At 64.6% G+C, this 15,397-nt stretch carries 14 protein-coding genes; 11 read left to right on the top strand and 3 right to left on the bottom strand.

The window, feature by feature from the left end:
* Positions 1-53 precede the first annotated feature (53 nt).
* From HB724_RS00380 to HB724_RS00365, 4 genes are all read left to right on the top strand, one after another.
* A complete protein-coding gene (locus HB724_RS00380) occupies positions 54-980 on the top strand; it encodes a GntR family transcriptional regulator (protein ID WP_213978914.1) in 927 nt (308 codons plus the stop codon).
* A 77-nt stretch (positions 981-1,057) separates the two neighbouring features.
* Positions 1,058-1,852 carry a pyrroline-5-carboxylate reductase gene (gene proC, locus HB724_RS00375; protein ID WP_346344638.1) on the top strand — a complete coding sequence of 265 codons (795 nt, stop codon included), beginning with the start codon at positions 1,058-1,060 and terminating at the stop codon, positions 1,850-1,852.
* A gap of 1 nt (position 1,853) precedes the next feature.
* Complete coding sequence (locus HB724_RS00370) at positions 1,854-2,816, top strand: ornithine cyclodeaminase family protein (RefSeq protein ID WP_213978912.1); 963 nt, start codon at positions 1,854-1,856, stop codon at positions 2,814-2,816.
* Positions 2,813-3,850 carry a proline racemase family protein gene (locus tag HB724_RS00365; protein WP_346344629.1) on the top strand — a complete coding sequence of 346 codons (1,038 nt, stop codon included), beginning with the start codon at positions 2,813-2,815 and terminating at the stop codon, positions 3,848-3,850. Before HB724_RS00370 ends, HB724_RS00365 begins: the two co-directional genes overlap by 4 nt.
* A gap of 15 nt (positions 3,851-3,865) precedes the next feature.
* Here HB724_RS00365 and HB724_RS00360 read toward each other — a convergent pair whose 3' ends face one another.
* Positions 3,866-5,305: a serine hydrolase gene (locus tag HB724_RS00360; protein ID WP_213978911.1), complete on the bottom strand. Its 1,440-nt coding sequence runs from the start codon at positions 5,303-5,305 to the stop codon at positions 3,866-3,868.
* A 216-nt stretch (positions 5,306-5,521) separates the two neighbouring features.
* Here HB724_RS00360 and HB724_RS00355 point away from each other — a divergent pair, with 216 nt between their 5' ends.
* Genes HB724_RS00355 through HB724_RS00340 form a run of 4 tightly spaced genes read left to right on the top strand, consistent with a single transcriptional unit; the run spans position 5,522 to position 8,608 of the window.
* Positions 5,522-6,562, top strand: coding sequence for an isocitrate/isopropylmalate family dehydrogenase (locus HB724_RS00355; protein ID WP_213978910.1), 1,041 nt, complete (start codon positions 5,522-5,524; stop codon positions 6,560-6,562).
* Positions 6,559-7,923, top strand: coding sequence for an aldehyde dehydrogenase family protein (locus HB724_RS00350; RefSeq protein ID WP_213978909.1), 1,365 nt, complete (start codon positions 6,559-6,561; stop codon positions 7,921-7,923). The genes HB724_RS00355 and HB724_RS00350 overlap by 4 nt, the downstream gene beginning before the upstream one ends.
* Positions 7,920-8,312 (top strand): cupin domain-containing protein, encoded by a 393-nt coding sequence (locus HB724_RS00345; protein ID WP_213978908.1) that lies wholly within the window; start codon positions 7,920-7,922, stop codon positions 8,310-8,312. Before HB724_RS00350 ends, HB724_RS00345 begins: the two co-directional genes overlap by 4 nt.
* Positions 8,312-8,608, top strand: coding sequence for an antibiotic biosynthesis monooxygenase family protein (locus tag HB724_RS00340; protein WP_213978907.1), 297 nt, complete (start codon positions 8,312-8,314; stop codon positions 8,606-8,608). Before HB724_RS00345 ends, HB724_RS00340 begins: the two co-directional genes overlap by 1 nt.
* Here HB724_RS00340 and HB724_RS00335 read toward each other — a convergent pair.
* Positions 8,605-9,027, bottom strand: coding sequence for an Lrp/AsnC family transcriptional regulator (locus HB724_RS00335; RefSeq protein ID WP_213978906.1), 423 nt, complete (start codon positions 9,025-9,027; stop codon positions 8,605-8,607). The genes HB724_RS00340 and HB724_RS00335 overlap by 4 nt on opposite strands.
* Before the next feature lie 122 nt (positions 9,028-9,149).
* Here HB724_RS00335 and HB724_RS00330 point away from each other — a divergent pair, with 122 nt between their 5' ends.
* A complete protein-coding gene (locus HB724_RS00330; protein WP_213978905.1) occupies positions 9,150-10,184 on the top strand; it encodes an ornithine cyclodeaminase in 1,035 nt (344 codons plus the stop codon).
* Here the strand turns inward: HB724_RS00330 and HB724_RS00325 are convergent.
* Positions 10,181-11,098 carry an NAD(P)-binding domain-containing protein gene (locus tag HB724_RS00325; RefSeq protein ID WP_213978904.1) on the bottom strand — a complete coding sequence of 306 codons (918 nt, stop codon included), beginning with the start codon at positions 11,096-11,098 and terminating at the stop codon, positions 10,181-10,183. The genes HB724_RS00330 and HB724_RS00325 overlap by 4 nt on opposite strands.
* 124 nt (positions 11,099-11,222) lie before the next feature.
* Here HB724_RS00325 and HB724_RS00320 point away from each other — a divergent pair, with 124 nt between their 5' ends.
* Both HB724_RS00320 and HB724_RS00315 read left to right on the top strand, forming a co-directional pair.
* Complete coding sequence (locus HB724_RS00320; RefSeq protein WP_213978903.1) at positions 11,223-13,496, top strand: TonB-dependent receptor; 2,274 nt, start codon at positions 11,223-11,225, stop codon at positions 13,494-13,496.
* 139 nt (positions 13,497-13,635) lie between these two features.
* Complete coding sequence (locus HB724_RS00315) at positions 13,636-14,949, top strand: citrate:proton symporter (RefSeq protein WP_213978902.1); 1,314 nt, start codon at positions 13,636-13,638, stop codon at positions 14,947-14,949.
* The last annotated feature ends 448 nt before the right edge of the window (positions 14,950-15,397 follow it).

Raw genomic sequence — 15,397 nt, 5'->3', positions numbered from 1 at the left:
CGCACCGGATCGATGCGCGTGCATGCGTCGCGATTACAAGGATTTGCCCGAAGATGAACATGGCGGCCGTGTCAGAGAACCATCAATTGGCGGAACAGCCCCGTGCCAGCCGGCTTCAGTCCGATCTTGCCGGGCGCATCCTGCGCATGCTCAAGGAGCAGGGGGCAGGGCCGGGCCATCACTTGGTCGAACTGGACCTGTGCCGGATGTTCGATGTCTCGCGTACGCCGGTGCGTGGTGCGCTGAAACTCCTTGCGGAACAGGGGACCGTCGAGCAGCGCGCCAATCGAGGCTATGTGTTGCGCGGACCGGTTACCGAGGCGCCCGAAATCGAAGTGGTGAATTCCACCACCGAGGAAGATCAGCGCCTCTTCATCGCGATCGCGAAGGCTCGCAACGCCGGCCGCTTGCCGGATCAATGCAGCCAGCAGGAGATTGTGCGGATCCTGGGGGCAAAGCTTGGCCCGGTCGTCCGCGTCCTGCGTCAGCTCGCCGATCTCGGGCTGGTCGAGCGCAAGCCCGGCAATGGCTGGTCGTTCGCGCTTCCGATCAATTCGGGCCAGGCGCGCGCGGACAGCTATGCCTTTCGCAGCGTCGTCGAGCCTGCGGGGCTGATCGAGTCGACCTTCAAGCTCGACCTGGATTGGTTCGAGCGCAGTCGTGCGCGGCATATCGCCTTTCGCAAGCGCAAATGGCGCGATACGCTTGCGGTCGAACTGTTCGAGATCAATTCCGATTTCCACGAGCAACTCGCACGCTGCTCCGGCAACTGCTATATCCTCGACGCGGTCCAGCGCCAGAATCGGCTTCGCTCGTTCCTGAACATCCAGTGGGTCAACGGCGTGGAGCGTGTGCTGGATTCGATTGACGAGCATGTCCAGATCATGGATGCGCTGGCCAATGGCGACAATCGCCGGGCGCATGACCTGATGAAGGCACATTTGACCAGCGCCAAGGAAGTCGAGCCCACCATCGCCTGATTTGCTTATTGTACTATTGATGTCAATAGTACAATCTTTCCCCGGTAAGGGGTAAGGCGATGGATTGACAGGATAGTATCATTCTCTTCGGCGGGGGGCGCATGGGATCTGCCCTGCTGCACGGGTGGCTGGCCGGTGGTATCGATGCGCGGGATGTCCATGTTGTCGATCCGTCTCCGGCGCCGGAACTTGAGGCATGGGCCCGCGACGCCGGCTTCGCGCTCAACGCGCCGGTCGAGGCATGCAGCGGCCAGACGCTTGTCCTGGCCGTGAAGCCGCAGAAGATAGCCGGGCTGGCCGCGCAGCATGGCGCGGTGGCGGGCGGCGACACGTTGGTCGTGTCTATCATGGCGGGCAAGACGATCGCCAATCTGGCGGAGTTGTTCCCGGGTGCTTCGTCTTTCGTTCGCGCGATGCCCAACCTGCCCGCGGCAGTAGGCCGCGGAGCGACGGTGGCGGTTGCCTCGGGCGGCTGCCCGGCGCCGCATCGCGCACTTGCCGAGCGGCTTTTGGGCAGCAGCGGAACGCTCGAATGGCTTGACGATGAAGGGCTGATCGACGCGGCGACCGGCGTTTCCGGTTCGGGACCGGCCTATATCTTCCATCTGTGCGATTGCCTGACGACGGCGGGAGTTGCCGCCGGGCTGCCCCATCCCATCGCGGAGCGGCTCGCGCGGCAGACGATCGCCGGGGCGGGGGAGATGTTGCGCGTGAGCGACAAGAGCGCGGAGCGCCTGCGCCGCGACGTAACCTCACCCGCGGGGACGACCGAGGCCGGGCTGAAGGTGCTCATGGCCGATGGGCTGCTCGCCGGACTGGTCGAGCGCACGGTCGCGGCGACCACCGCGCGTGCCCGCGAGCTCGGAGACTAGCATGGCTGTCATGTCCCCGCCGTTGGTGATCGACGCATCCGCTGCCGAACAGGCGCTCCCTTTTCCCGAATTGGTCACGGCGCTCCGCGAGGCCTTCGCGGCGGGCGCCACGGTGCCCGAGCGGCACCATCACTTTGTGCCGGTGGAGAACCGGGCTCCCGGCGTGCTGCTCCTGATGCCGGCCTGGCGCGAAGGTGGCTATCTGGGCGTCAAGCTCGCCAATATCTTCCCGGACAATACCGCGCTGGGGCTGCCGAGCGTTCATGCGGGCTATCTGCTGTTCGATGCGTCCACCGGCATCCCGCTGGCGACGATCGACGGCAACGAGATCACCGCACGACGGACGGTCGCGGTCTCGGCGCTTGCCGCCGCCTATTTGGCGCGCGAGGAGGCGAGGTCGCTGCTGATCGTCGGTGCCGGACGGCTCGCCAGTCTTGCGGCGCATGCGTTTCGGGCTGTGCGCCCGATCGACCGGGTGATGGTATGGAACGTCCGGCCTGAGCGCGCGATCGCGCTCGCCGCGACCTTGCGCGAGCAGGGGATCGACGCGGTCCATGCTCCATCGCTCGAGCATGCGGCGTGCGAGGCCGACATCATAAGCTGCGCGACGCTTTCCGCGGAGCCCCTGATCCGTGGCGCCTGGCTGCGTCCGGGCACGCATCTCGACCTGATCGGCAGTTTCACGCCGGCGTTGCGCGAGGCGGATGACGATTGTTTCGCGCGTGCCCGGGTGTTTGTGGATAGTGAGGCGGGCTTCGAGGAATCGGGGGATCTCATCGGCCCGCTGGCGAGCGGCGCGATTCCGGGCCGGGAGGCGGTGGGCACGCTGGCGGGCCTTTGTGCCGGAGATATCACCGGCCGCCGTTCGGATGGAGAAATCACCTTGTTCAAGGCGGTCGGCACCGCGCTGGCCGATCTCGCGGCGGCCGGCCTTGTATTCGAAAGCATCGGGAGGACGAAGTGACAGACATCGTGATCCGTACGACCGACATGCACACCGCCGGCGAGCCGGTCCGCATTGTCGAAAGCGGATATCCGGAGCTTCGCGGCGCGACGATCCTGGAAAAGCGCCGTGACGCGCTGACCCGGTTCGATGCGTTGCGGACGATGCTGATGCTGGAACCTCGCGGCCATGACGGGATGTATGGCGTGATTCCGACCGATCCCTGCGCGGAAGGCGCCGATCTCGCGGTGTTGTTTACCCATCAGCAGGGCTACAGCACGATGTGCGGCCATGCCACGATCGCGATCGGTCGCTGGGCGGTCGACAGCGGTCGGGTGCCGATGGTCGACGGCCGCGCCGCGTTCGGCCTGGAGGCGCCTTGCGGCGTCGTCCGCGTCGAGGTGGAGCAGCAGGGCGAGGGAGCCCCGCTGGTCGCGTTCGAAAGCGTCCGCTCCTTCGCGACGCATCTCGATCAGGCGGTGCATGTGCCGGGGCTTGGCGACGTGACCTTCGATATCGCGTTCGGCGGCGCCTTCTACGCGATCCTGTCGGCCTCCCGGATCGGACTATCGCTGATGGAGACACCGTTAGCCGAGCTGGTGCGTGCAGGAACCGGGATTACCGCCGCGATCCGGGCCGCGCTGACGATCCGCCATCCGAGCGAGCCCGATCTCGGCTTTCTCTACGGCACGATATTGACTGACGATGTGCCGCTCGGCGCGCATGGTGGCCGGCCCAGCTATAATCTGTGCATTTTCGCAGAAGGGCAGATCGACCGTTCGCCGACCGGCAGCGGTGTCACCGCGCGGATCGCACTCGCTGCGGCGCGGGGAGAAATGCAGATCGGGCAGTCCTGCGAGATACGCGGCGTTTCGGGCGAAGGCTTTGTGGGCACCCTCGCGATCGCGGAGCGGGGCGCCGACGGTGTGGAATCGCGTGTGCGGGTGGCGGGCCGATCCCGTTATGCGGCGCGTTGCGAATTCATCGCCGAGGCGGAGGATCGCTTCGCGCATGGCTTCACCCTGCCGGTGAGGCTCGCCGACCTCCCGGCCTAGATATACGGCCGGGAGTCAAACCGGGCGGTTGCCACGCAGCGTGGGCCAGGCGCGCGCCGCGCTATTGATGTTGACCCGCCGGTCCAGCGTCAGGGCGTCGCCGTCGCGTGCGATGGTCAGCGTATCGCGGAAGGCGGATTCCACGAAGTGCAGCGCGATCTCCAGCCTGTCGGCGGCGATCCAGCGCGCGCCGGTCACGGTCGGGGTTTCGGCCATGGCATAGCCGTGGTGCAGCGACGCGCCGGGGAAGGTGAGGGGAGCGGTTCGCCAGCGATCGAGAGGCGCCGTCAGGACATGCTCGCCGCTCGCGTCGGTCAGCGCCAGCCGCACCGAGTCTCCTGCGAAGGACAGCCCGATCCGCTCCACGCCCAGGTTATTCGCCGCCACGATCCAATCGCCTTCCAGAGACGCGGGTTCCGCGTTCGGAGCCGAGGACAAGGCGGGTTCCGTGGGCCATCCGGCGAGCCGCTCCGCAAGCGCGCGGTCGGCCTCGATGCTGCCGCCGGCGAAGGCGGCGGGGAAGTGGCGCTTCAGATGGGGAAGCAGGACCGCGCTCTCCTCCATTGCTGAATGGATCGCCAGCACCGCGTTATATTCGGGATAGACGAGGGACATCTGGACGAACTGGCCGAGCGCTACGAAATAGGTGTCGCCGATCACCCAGTGATAGCCGTAGTCGTCCGCGCCCTGCGCGCGCGTTGCCGCTTCGACCCACCAGCGCGGCAGAATCTGCCTGCCTTCCCATACGCCCTTCTGGGCATGCAGGATGCCCAGCTTGAGCGAGTCGACGGGCAGGAAAGTGACGCCGTTTCCGCCAGGATTGACGCCGTCGGGGCCGATATCCCACCGCACCTGCTTCATCCCCAGCGGCTCGAAGAGGCGCGGCGTCAGATAGGCGTGGATCGTATCCCCGGTCACGCGCGAGACGATGGCCGAGAGCATGTAGCTGGCCGCGCTCGAATAGAGATAATGGGTGCCCGGCTCGTGTACGATCGGGATGTTGAAGAATTCGGCGATCCAACTCGTCCGGATCCCGCGCCAGATCGATCCGGAGACTTCCTCCGCATGCCCGGTGCGCATGGTGATGAGATCCTCCACCGTCATCCGCGCGGCGGGAGAGGCCGGGTCGATCGCGACCTCCGGAAAGAAGCTCGCGACGCGATCTTGCAGCGCAAGCTCGCCCGTATCGACGAGCAGGCCGATCGCGCATGCCGTGACGCTCTTGGTCATGGAATGGCTCATGCGCGGCCGGTCCGGACCATAGGGCCAGTGGAAGCCCTCGCAGACCACCGCGCCGTCGCGCCAGAGCATCAGGCTCTGCAGTTCCAGCCCCGCACCCTCGACGTCATCGAGGAAGCGCTGGATCGCGGTGGCGTCTACCTGCCTGTCCGAAGGCTGCGCCCGGCGAAGCCCGTCACTCCTGATTGCTTCGTTCGCCCCGATTACCTCGCTCACCCCTGCACTCCAATTGGCTCGGACTCGTCTCAGCCGATTGTGGCGGGGCTAGAATTGCATCGTCGCAGGGTCAAGAATTTTGTATTGTTGATATATAAAATCCAAAAATTGCCCGATCGACTGGACTTTGAAGATCGATAATGCAATTTTTGTCGGATCGATCCGGAGAGCGCGAATGATACAGCAGGAGGCCCGGCGGTGGTGCCGGGAAAGGGCATGAAGACCATCTTGGTGTTGCCGGGCGATGGCATCGGCCCCGAAATCACCGAGGCCACGCTCGCAGTGATGCAGGCGGCGGCGAAGGATCTGATCCAGATCCGCACGATGGCAATTGGCGAGGCCAGCCTGGTTTCGAAGGGGTCGACATTTCCCGACAAGGTGCTCGAGGCGGTTCCGGCCGCCGACGGCGTTCTGCTGGGGCCGGTGTCGCACTATACCTATCCGGCGGGGCAGCCCAATCCGTCCGCGACTCTGCGTACGCGGTTCAATCTGTTCGCCAATATCCGCCCCTGCCGTTCCCGGCCGGATCTTTCGATCCTGCGCAAGCCCATGGATCTCATCATCGTGCGCGAGAATACCGAGGGTTTCTACGCCGATCGCAGCATGCATATGGGGCCGGGCGAGTTCATGCCCGATCCCGACAGCGCGTTCTCGATCCGCAAGATCACCGCGGCCGCGACCCGGAATGTGGCGCAGGCGGCATGCGAGCTCGCCAGCGCGCGCAGCGGCCGGCTGACCGTGGTGCACAAGGCGAACGTCCTGAAGCTGACCGACGGCCTGTTCCTGCGCGAGGTGCGCGCGATTGCTGCGCAGCATCCGGGCGTGACACTCGATGAAGTGATCGTCGATGCGGCAGCCGCGCTGCTGATCCGCGATCCGGCGCGCTTCGACGTGATCGTGACCACCAACATGTTCGGAGACATTCTGTCCGACGAGGCATCAGAGTTGAGCGGTAGCCTTGGGCTGGGCGGCTCGATCAATGCGGGCGAGGATATCTGCGTGGGCCAGGCGCAGCACGGCTCCGCGCCGGACATCGCCGGGCAGGGGATCGCCAATCCGACATCGTTGATCCTGTCGGCGGCGATGCTGCTCGACTGGATGGGGCGACGCGCGAACGACGCGGCGCTGACCGGTGCGGCACGCAGGATCGAGGCCGCAGTGGATCGCACGCTCGACGATCCCCGGACCAGGACGCGCGATATCGGCGGGATGCTGGGCACTGCCGCTTTTGCCGATGCCGTGGTCCAGGCGCTGTGATCGCCTCGGTCAATCCCGCGACGGGCGCACTGCTGGCCCGGTTCGAACCGCTCGACGGCGACGGTGTGGAGCGGGCTCTGGAACGCGCGGCCGCGGCGCAGCTGGCGTGGCGGCGGGTGGCGATCGAGGCGCGCTGGGCGCTGCTCTCCGCGATTGCCGGGCTGCTCCGGCGCGACCGCGACATACTCGCCGCGACCATCACCGCCGAAATGGGGAAGCCGATCGGCGAGGCGATAGCTGAGGTCGAGAAATGTGCGCTCAACTGTGATTTCTATGCCGGTGCGGCGCCTGCCATGCTGGCGGATACCGTCATCGCCGCCGCGCCGGGAACCTGTGTCGCATATCAGCCGCTGGGCGTGGTGCTTGCGATCATGCCGTGGAACTATCCCTTGTGGCAGGTGGTCCGGTTCCTCGCCCCCGCGCTCGCGGCGGGCAACGGCGCCGTCCTGAAGCATGCGGCGAACACGCCGCAATGTGCGCTCGCGATCGAGAAGCTGGTCGAAGAAGCCGGCGCACCCCGGGGCCTGTTCACCAATATCTTCGTCGAACCGGATCGGATAGCGGGGATCATCGCCGATTTCCGGATCGCCGGAGTGACGCTTACGGGATCGACGCAGGTCGGCATGATCGTCGCCGCCCAGGCGGGTGGGGCGCTCAAGAAACAGGTTCTTGAACTCGGTGGCTCGGACCCGTTCGTGGTGCTGGCCGACGCCGATGTGGAGCATGCCGCCGCGCAGGCGGTGGCTGCCCGTTTCACCAATGCCGGACAAAGCTGCGTCAACGCCAAGCGTTTCATCGTCGAAGAAGCCGTCGCGGCGGATTTCGTGGATGCGTTTCGCGCAGCGATGGATGCGCGGTTGCGGATGGGCGATCCGACCGATCCGGCTACGACGCTTGGTCCGCTCGCCCGCGCCAACCTGCGGGCCGCGATCGACGATCAGGTTCGCCGCACGCTCGGTGCGGGCGCGACGCTCGTGACCGGGGCGGCGGAGGGGAAGGGCGACGGCTTCTTCTACGCGCCGACGCTGCTTGACGGCGTGCGGCCGGGGATGGCCGCGTTCGATGAGGAGACGTTCGGCCCTGCGGCGGCGATCGTCCGCGCGGCCGATGTGGGGGAGGCGATCACGCTGGCCAACCGCACTGCGTTCGGCTTGGGCGCGTCGATCTGGACTCGCGATACGGAACGCGGCGCCGCGTTGGCGCGCGAGATCGACGCCGGCGCGGTATTCGTCAACGCGGTGGTCGCCTCCGATCCGCGCGTTCCCTTCGGTGGGATCAAGCATTCGGGATATGGCCGCGAATTGGGCGAGCCGGGGCTCAACGAATTCGTCAACGCCAAGACGATCAAGGTGGCTATATGACCGGGATACTCCTTCGCCCCGCCGGGCTTCCGGTCAAGGATCGGGGCGGCGGCATCGTCACCACGCCGCTGGTCACCGCCGGACGTGGGTCGCGGGCGATGCTCACCGGCATCACCCAGCTCGCGCCGGGGGCCGCCGTGCCGCTCCACACGCATAATTGCGAGGAATGTGTCGTGGTGCTTTCAGGCACTGGGTTCGCGCATATCGACGGGGTCGATCATCCCGTGCAGCCGAACGACACGAGCTGGATTCCCGCCGGCGTACCGCATTTTTTCCGTAACGCCTCCGATACCGAGGCGATGGCGATCTTCTGGACCTATGCCTCGATCGACGCGACGCGCACCATCGTCGCCACGGGCGTGACGACACGCATCGACGAGGAACGGTGATGGCGACGGAAATAGCCCGTATCGAAGTGCGCGCGGGCAGTGAGGCCGCCTTTGAGGCCGGAGCGCGTCGTGCGGTGCCCGAATTCCGTGCCGCGACAGGATGCTCGGCGATGCGTCTGCTGCGCTCGCACGAGGCTCCTGCCTGCTATTGGCTGATCGTGGAATGGGCCGATGTCGCGGCGCATGAAGCGTTTCGCGAAACCGCCGGTTTCGCCCGATGGCGCGAGCTTGTCGGCGATTTCTTCGCTTCGAAGCCTGTGGTGGAGCACGGCCTGCCGATCGGTATTTCCATCTAGGCCGAACTTAGCAACAGGCTGGTTTCGCTGTTGAGCACTCCGTCGATGCTGCGTACTTCGCGCAGCACGCGGTCGAATTCGGCGAGTGTTTCCACCTCGATCTCCGCGACGAGATCCCAGCCACCATTCGTGGTGTGCAGCGTCCGTAATTCGGGCATGCCCTTCAGGCTATGGATCACCGCGCTCGTCGATCGGCCGGCGACTTCGATGAGCATCACTGCGCGCACTTCGCCGCGCACATCATCTCGCGCACGCACCGTGAAACCCAATATGGCGCCGGTGGCGATCATCCGCGCGATCCGCTTTTCTGCGGTCGCACGCGAGACTCCCACGCGTTTGGCGAGGTGAGAGACGGGTGCGCGTGCGTCGACGCGCAGTTCCGCGATCAGGCGGCGATCGACCGAGTCCAGCGGCTGCATATGAAGAATGCTCGTCTCGACAGGGCAATTTGTCAACCTTTTTGCACTTCATGATGCAATAGTGCAATTTAGCGCGACACATATCTGCGCCATTTTCGTCTCGTCGGAATGGGAGACAGGCTATGCGATTGGTGGAAGTCGGGCATGTCGCGGCGCTGGTGCGCGCGCGCGGAATCGAGACGGTGCTCTGTGACATCGCGGAGTATATCGAAGCGGACTATCGGCGCTGGGCGGCGTTCGACAAGTCGCCGCGCTTCGCCAGCCATTCGAGTGACGGCGTGATCGAACTGATGCCGATCGCCGATGCGGAAGCTTTTGGCTTCAAATATGTGAACGGCCATCCGCGCAATTTCGAAGCGGGGCTGCAGACGGTGACGGGGTTCGGCGTGCTTGCAGATGTCGCAACCGGCTATCCGCATCTGATCGCGGAAATGACGATCACGACGGCGCTGCGCACGGCCGCGATGTCGGCGCTCGCCGCGCGCCATCTTGCGCGCCCTGATGCCAGGTGCATGGCCATTATCGGCTTGGGTGCACAATCCGAATTCCAGGCGATCGCGTTCGGCGCGATGCAGGGGGTCGATCGTCTGCGTGTCTATGACGTCGATCCGGCAGCCGCTGCCAAGTTCGTGCGCAACCTTGAGGGCAGGGGCTTCCGCATCCATGTCGCGCGATCCGCGCCGGAGGCTGTGGACGGCGCCGACATCGTCACCACCGTCACCGCCGACAAGAAGCTGGCGACCATCCTCTCGGATAATATGGTCGGCGCGGGCATGCACCTGAATGCGGTGGGCGGCGACTGCCCGGGCAAGACCGAGCTCCAGCCCGCGATCCTCGACAGGGCGAGCGTCTTCGTCGAATATCATCCGCAGACCAGGATCGAGGGCGAGATTCAGCAGATGCCTGCCGATTTCCCAGTCACCGAGTTGTGGCGCGTGATTGCCGGCGAGGCGCCAGGCCGCCGTCATGCGGACGAGATCACGCTGTTCGATTCGGTCGGTTTCGCGATCGAGGACTTCGCGGCGCTACGCTACCTTGCCGATGCGACGCAGGATCCGCGTTTCCACCGCGAGATCGACCTGCTGGCGCAGCCCGCCGATCCCCGCGATCTCTTCGGCCTGGTCCGCTCAGTGCCGGTCGAAGCGGCGGCGGCCTAGCCCGCCAATCGCATCCAGACCGCCTTGGCGATGGCGAGATCCTGGACGGCGACGCCGGTAAGATCGGTGACGACCGTTTGATCGGCCGGAAACCGATCGCCCCTCGCGAGTAATTCGCCCAGCTCGATTACGGCATCCGGATCGAGCTGGCCGGCGCGCACCGCCCAGCCCGCCTCGCCATGATCGAAGCATTGCGCACGTGAATCGACCACCACTGCGGCAGATGCGACAAGCGCCGGGTCGAGTTCCTGCTTGCCCGGCGCATCCGCGCCGAGCGCAATGATCCGGGTTCCCGGCCGCACCCATCCGGCGTGAATCAGCGGCGCTCGCGCGGCGGTGGCCGTCACGATAAAGTCCGATTCCGCGCAAAGCTGCTCCAGACCGGCTGCCGCGCCGCCCAGCGTGGCAGCGAGCGCTTCGGCGCGGTCGGGTTGTCGCGCTGATACTAGGATCCGCTCGATCGGCAAGTGACGCCTGATCGCCTCGGCTTGCATTTTCGCCTGCTTGCCGGAGCCGACGATACCCAGCGTGCGCGTATCGTCGGCCGCTATGGCCCGCGCGACGATCGCGCCGGTCAGCGCGGTGCGGATGTCGGTCAGCGCGCCATGATCGCGGAGCAAGGCCACGGCCTGTCCCGTTTCGGCACTCGACAGGAGGATGAAGCCGTCACTTCCGGGCTTGCCGCTCGCCGGTGCAGCGAAGCTGTTGACGAACTTGACGGCGAAGAGATCGTCCCCGGCCAGATGCGCGCCCTTGACGTGGCAATCGCCGGATCGCGCGTCGAACGCGAGATGGCCGACCGCCATGACCTGCGCTTCGCCCGCGCTGAGGCGGATGAACGCCGCTTCCAGCTCGCGCATCAGGGGGAGCTCTTCGACCGCATCCAGAAGGGCTTCGAGTTCGACGGTCCGCATGTCCGGCTCCCTGATCCGATCCAATGTATTTATTGCTTTACATAGTACAATCTATCATTACCATCGTCGAAAATACATGACCCGCGTGAGCGGGCGGTCCGCGGGGACACTCAGGGAGGTAAAAATGGTGACTACTAGGCTTTTGATGGCGAGCAGCGTCGCTGCCATCGCGCTAATCGCGCAATCTGCGTCCGCGCAGACGACGACCGTTGATACACAGGATTCCGGGGCCCAGGCCCAGGAAGGCAGCCAGGCCGCGCTCGACGAGATCGTCGTCACTGGCGACCGTACCGGCACCGAGGCGGTGCAGGTCGGCAGCTTTCGCGGCGCCCGTCCGCTGGACGTGCCGCTCACTATCTCGGTCATTCCCAGGACGCTGATCGACAACCAGCAGGCGCTGTCGGTCGGCGACGCGCTCAAGAATTCGGCGGGCGTCTCGACCTCGCAGATTTCCTCCACCTTCTACAGCAGCCTCGCGATCCGGGGCATCGATATCGACAATCGCGGCAACTATCGCCTGAACGGCACGCTGCCGGTCATCAACCTGGTCGGTCTGCCGCTGGAGAACAAGGAACGTGTCGAGGCGTTGAAAGGTGCTTCGGCGCTCTATTATGGCTTCACCACTCCGTCAGGCATCGTCAACCTGACCACGGAGCGGCCGACGCCGATCCAGTCGATCAGCGCCTCGGTCATCGGCAGCAGCGCCGGGCAGATCGGTGGCACGCTCGATTACGGCAATACCTGGGGCGACGGCGTGTTCGGCGCGCGGCTGAACGCCGCCTATGTCCATCTCGATTCCGGCATCGACGACACCAAGGGCCGCCGTTCGCTGCTTTCCGGCGCGTTCGACGTGAAGCCGGCGAGCAACCTGACCTTCACCCTCGATGTCGAGCGGATCTACACCAACGCCGGCGAGCCGCCGACGTACCGCTACACCACCAAGCCGCCGCAGACGGCCGGCAATCCGGATCCGACCGCGGCGCTGCCGGCGCTTCGCAGCAACAGCCTGAATTTCGGCGCGGGCGATTGGGTGAAGACCTATGGCGACGAAACCAACGTCCTTGCCGGTATGCGCTGGAAATTCTCGCCTGCCTGGGAATTGAGCGCGAGCTACGGCACGTCGGACATGACGCGCTATCGCAAGGCCGGCTATATCGATTTCGGCAAGCCTCTGGGCAATGACAATTATACGCTCACGATCGGCAACGCGCCGCGCGAGCGCAATTTCAACAAGAATTACCGCGCCGAACTGGCCGGCGTGGTCAAGCTGGGTATCCTCACCAACAACATTCTGATCGGCGCCTCGGAGAATATCCGCGACCGCGACAATCCCAACACGGTCAACAAGACCTTCGTCCAGAACATTGCCGATCCGCTGAGTTTCCCCGACGTACCCTTCGCGCGGCCGGACTATGGCACCGGAGACGTTCGCAAGGTTCGCGTCGACGATATTGGCTATTATGTGTTCGATCGGCTGAGCGTGGGTTCGTTCCTGGATCTGCTCGGCGGCGTGCGTTTCTCCGACTATACCGAATCGCAGCGTGCGACCGGGCTGGTCACGTTCCACGGCAAGCCGACGTCCTTTTCCTATGGCGCCGTGGCCAAGCCGACGTCGTGGGCGAGCGTCTACGGTACCTATATCGAGGGCCTCGAGCCGACGCCGCTGGCTCCGACCACCGCGATCAATTCGGGCGTACAGCTCCCGCCGTCGGAAAGCCGGCAGTATGAGGCGGGCGTCAAGGTCGAGCCGAAGCGGGGCGTGCTGCTGACGGCGGCCTATTTCGACATCAATCGTGGCGCGGCTTATGTGAACGGCGCCAATGTCTATGTGATCGATGGGCGCCAGTCCTATCGAGGCGTCGAATTCAGCGCGACTGGCGAGGTCACGCCGGAACTGACGATTTATGCCACCGGGCTGATCCTCGATACCGAATATACCGAAGGATCGCCGACCACGCTTTCGAGCAATGGCGCGGGGCTTCCTCTCTACAACAACAACGGAAGCTGCACGACGGCGGTGCCGGCGGCGAATGCGGAAGCGCTGCGCTGCCAGACGACCACCAATGTCGGCAACCGGGTGGACGGCGCCCCCAAGAATACGTTCTCGCTGGCGGCGAACTATAAGTTCAGCTCCCTGGTGCCGGGGTTAAGTGTCGATGCCGGGGTGTTCCATGTTGGAAGCCGCGCGCTCAACGCGCAGAACCTGATTATCGTGCCCGGCTACACCACGTTCAACCTGGGCCTGGGCTATGCGACCGAGATTTCGGGCACCAAGACCAATTTCCGGCTGAACTGGGAGAATGTCGGCGATCGCCGCTATTGGGCGACCGCCGGTGCGGACTTCGTGGCGCAGGGCATGCCTTCGGTTGTGAAGTTCTCCATCTCGGTGGATATGTGAACCGCGAGCCCGGTCGTGCGCGCTCCGGAAGGGGCGGCACGGCGGGGCGTTCGTGTTGAAAAGTCGATAAGAAATCGGCCGGGAATATCCGGTCGGAAGACCGGTCGCGAACGATGAAGCCGGCATGGGGGATGGGTGGATGCCGCTGGCACTGATCGCCTTTGCGATGGTCGCGACCTTCATGACGCTGGTCATGACGAAGCGGCTCTCGGCGCTCCTCGCGTTGATGTTGATCCCCACGCTGTTCGCCTTGGCCGCCGGTTTCCATGCCGGGCTCGGCGAGATGATGATCGAGGGCGTCCGCAGCCTGGCGCCCACGGGCGTGATGCTGCTCTTCGCGATCCTCTATTTCGGGATCATGATGGATGCCGGGCTGTTCGATCCGCTGATCCGCACGATCGTGCGCCTGGTGCATGGCGATCCGGTGAAGGTCGCGCTGGGCACTGTGGGGCTTTGCCTGATCGTCAGCCTCGATGGCGATGGCACCACAGCCTATATGATCTGCATCGCGGCCCTGCTGCCGCTCTATCGTCATTTGCGGATGGATCGGCGGGTTCTTGCATGCCTGCTGATAATGGCGAGCGCGGTGATGAACATCGCCCCCTGGGGCGGCCCGACCGTCCGCGCCGCGACCGCGTTGCATGTCGACGCACGGGACGTTTTCGTGCCGCTCATTCCCGCGATGGCGGCGACGGCGGCTTGGACTTTCTTCGTGGCCTGGCGGCTTGGCTTGAGGGAGCGCCGGCGCCTGGCGAGCATGCCTTGCGAGCCCGACAGCGAAATCGCCGAAGAGGTCGTTGCCGAGGAGGCTGGGGGAGATCTGAGCCTGAAGCGGCCCGCGCTGTTCTGGGTGAACCTGGGGCTGACCTGCGCGCTTCTGGTATTCCTGATTACGGGCGTGATCCCCTTGGTTCCGCTCTTCATGTTGGCCTTCGCCCTCGCGGCGATGGTCAATTATCCTCAGCTCGACATGCAGCGCGCGCGTATCGCCGCGCATGCGGGTAACGCGATGGGCACTGCGAGCCTTGTTTTCGCGGCTGGCGTGTTCACGGGCGTTCTTTCGGGCACCAAGATGGTTGATGCGATGGCGGGCACTGTTCTGGGGATCATCCCGTCCTGGCTGGGACCATATATGGCTCCGATCGTGGCGATCGTGAGCATCCCTTTCACCGTGCTTATCTCCAATGACGCATTTTACTTTGGCATGCTCCCCGTACTTGCCCAGACCGGCGTCACCTATGGCATCGGCCCGGTGGAGATGGCCAGGGCCTCCCTGGTAGGCCAGCAGATACATTTATTGAGCCCTCTAGTCGCCTCCACCTATCTGCTTGTCGGCCAGACGGACATTGATCTGGGCGATCACCAGCGGTTTACTTGGAAATGGGGGCTCGGCGCTTGTGGCGTTTTCCTGGTGGTTGGGCTTGTTACCGGCGTGTTCCCCCTGCGGCGATAAGTCCGGACTTTTGCGGGCGGAGCACGGGGAAGAGGGGAGCCCCGAGTCCTTCCGGCCACGCGCTCCGCAATCGAAACCTGATTGTTGATCGCCGCCAACGGCGAATCTCGCCCCGCAGGCTCGCCCCCGAGGGCGTCGCCGCAGCTCGACTTCCTGCTCCGACCGGCAATAATGCATGTAACTTTAAAAATATCAATATGTTACTATCATTGCGTAAAATGCAAATGCCGACGTGATCGGCTAACAAGGATGGGGAAGACAGATGCGAAGAGAATCGATTGATTTTAGGATATCCGCATCGATTGCCGTGGAATCTCGAAACGATCTACGGGACTCGAAAAACGTGCCTTTGGGAGAATGGAGGGGATCCAAATGGGGGCTCAAAGATCTGAAAATACACAAAAGAATTCCCCTTGGATGACTTCCAATCCTATGTTGCTCCCACGAA

The organism is Sphingomonas sp. dw_22 (assembly GCF_018449795.1).
Lineage (GTDB): Bacteria > Pseudomonadota > Alphaproteobacteria > Sphingomonadales > Sphingomonadaceae > Sphingomonas.
Note: the sequence above shows the minus strand (reverse complement) of the source record. Positions and strands in the feature narration are given on the sequence as shown.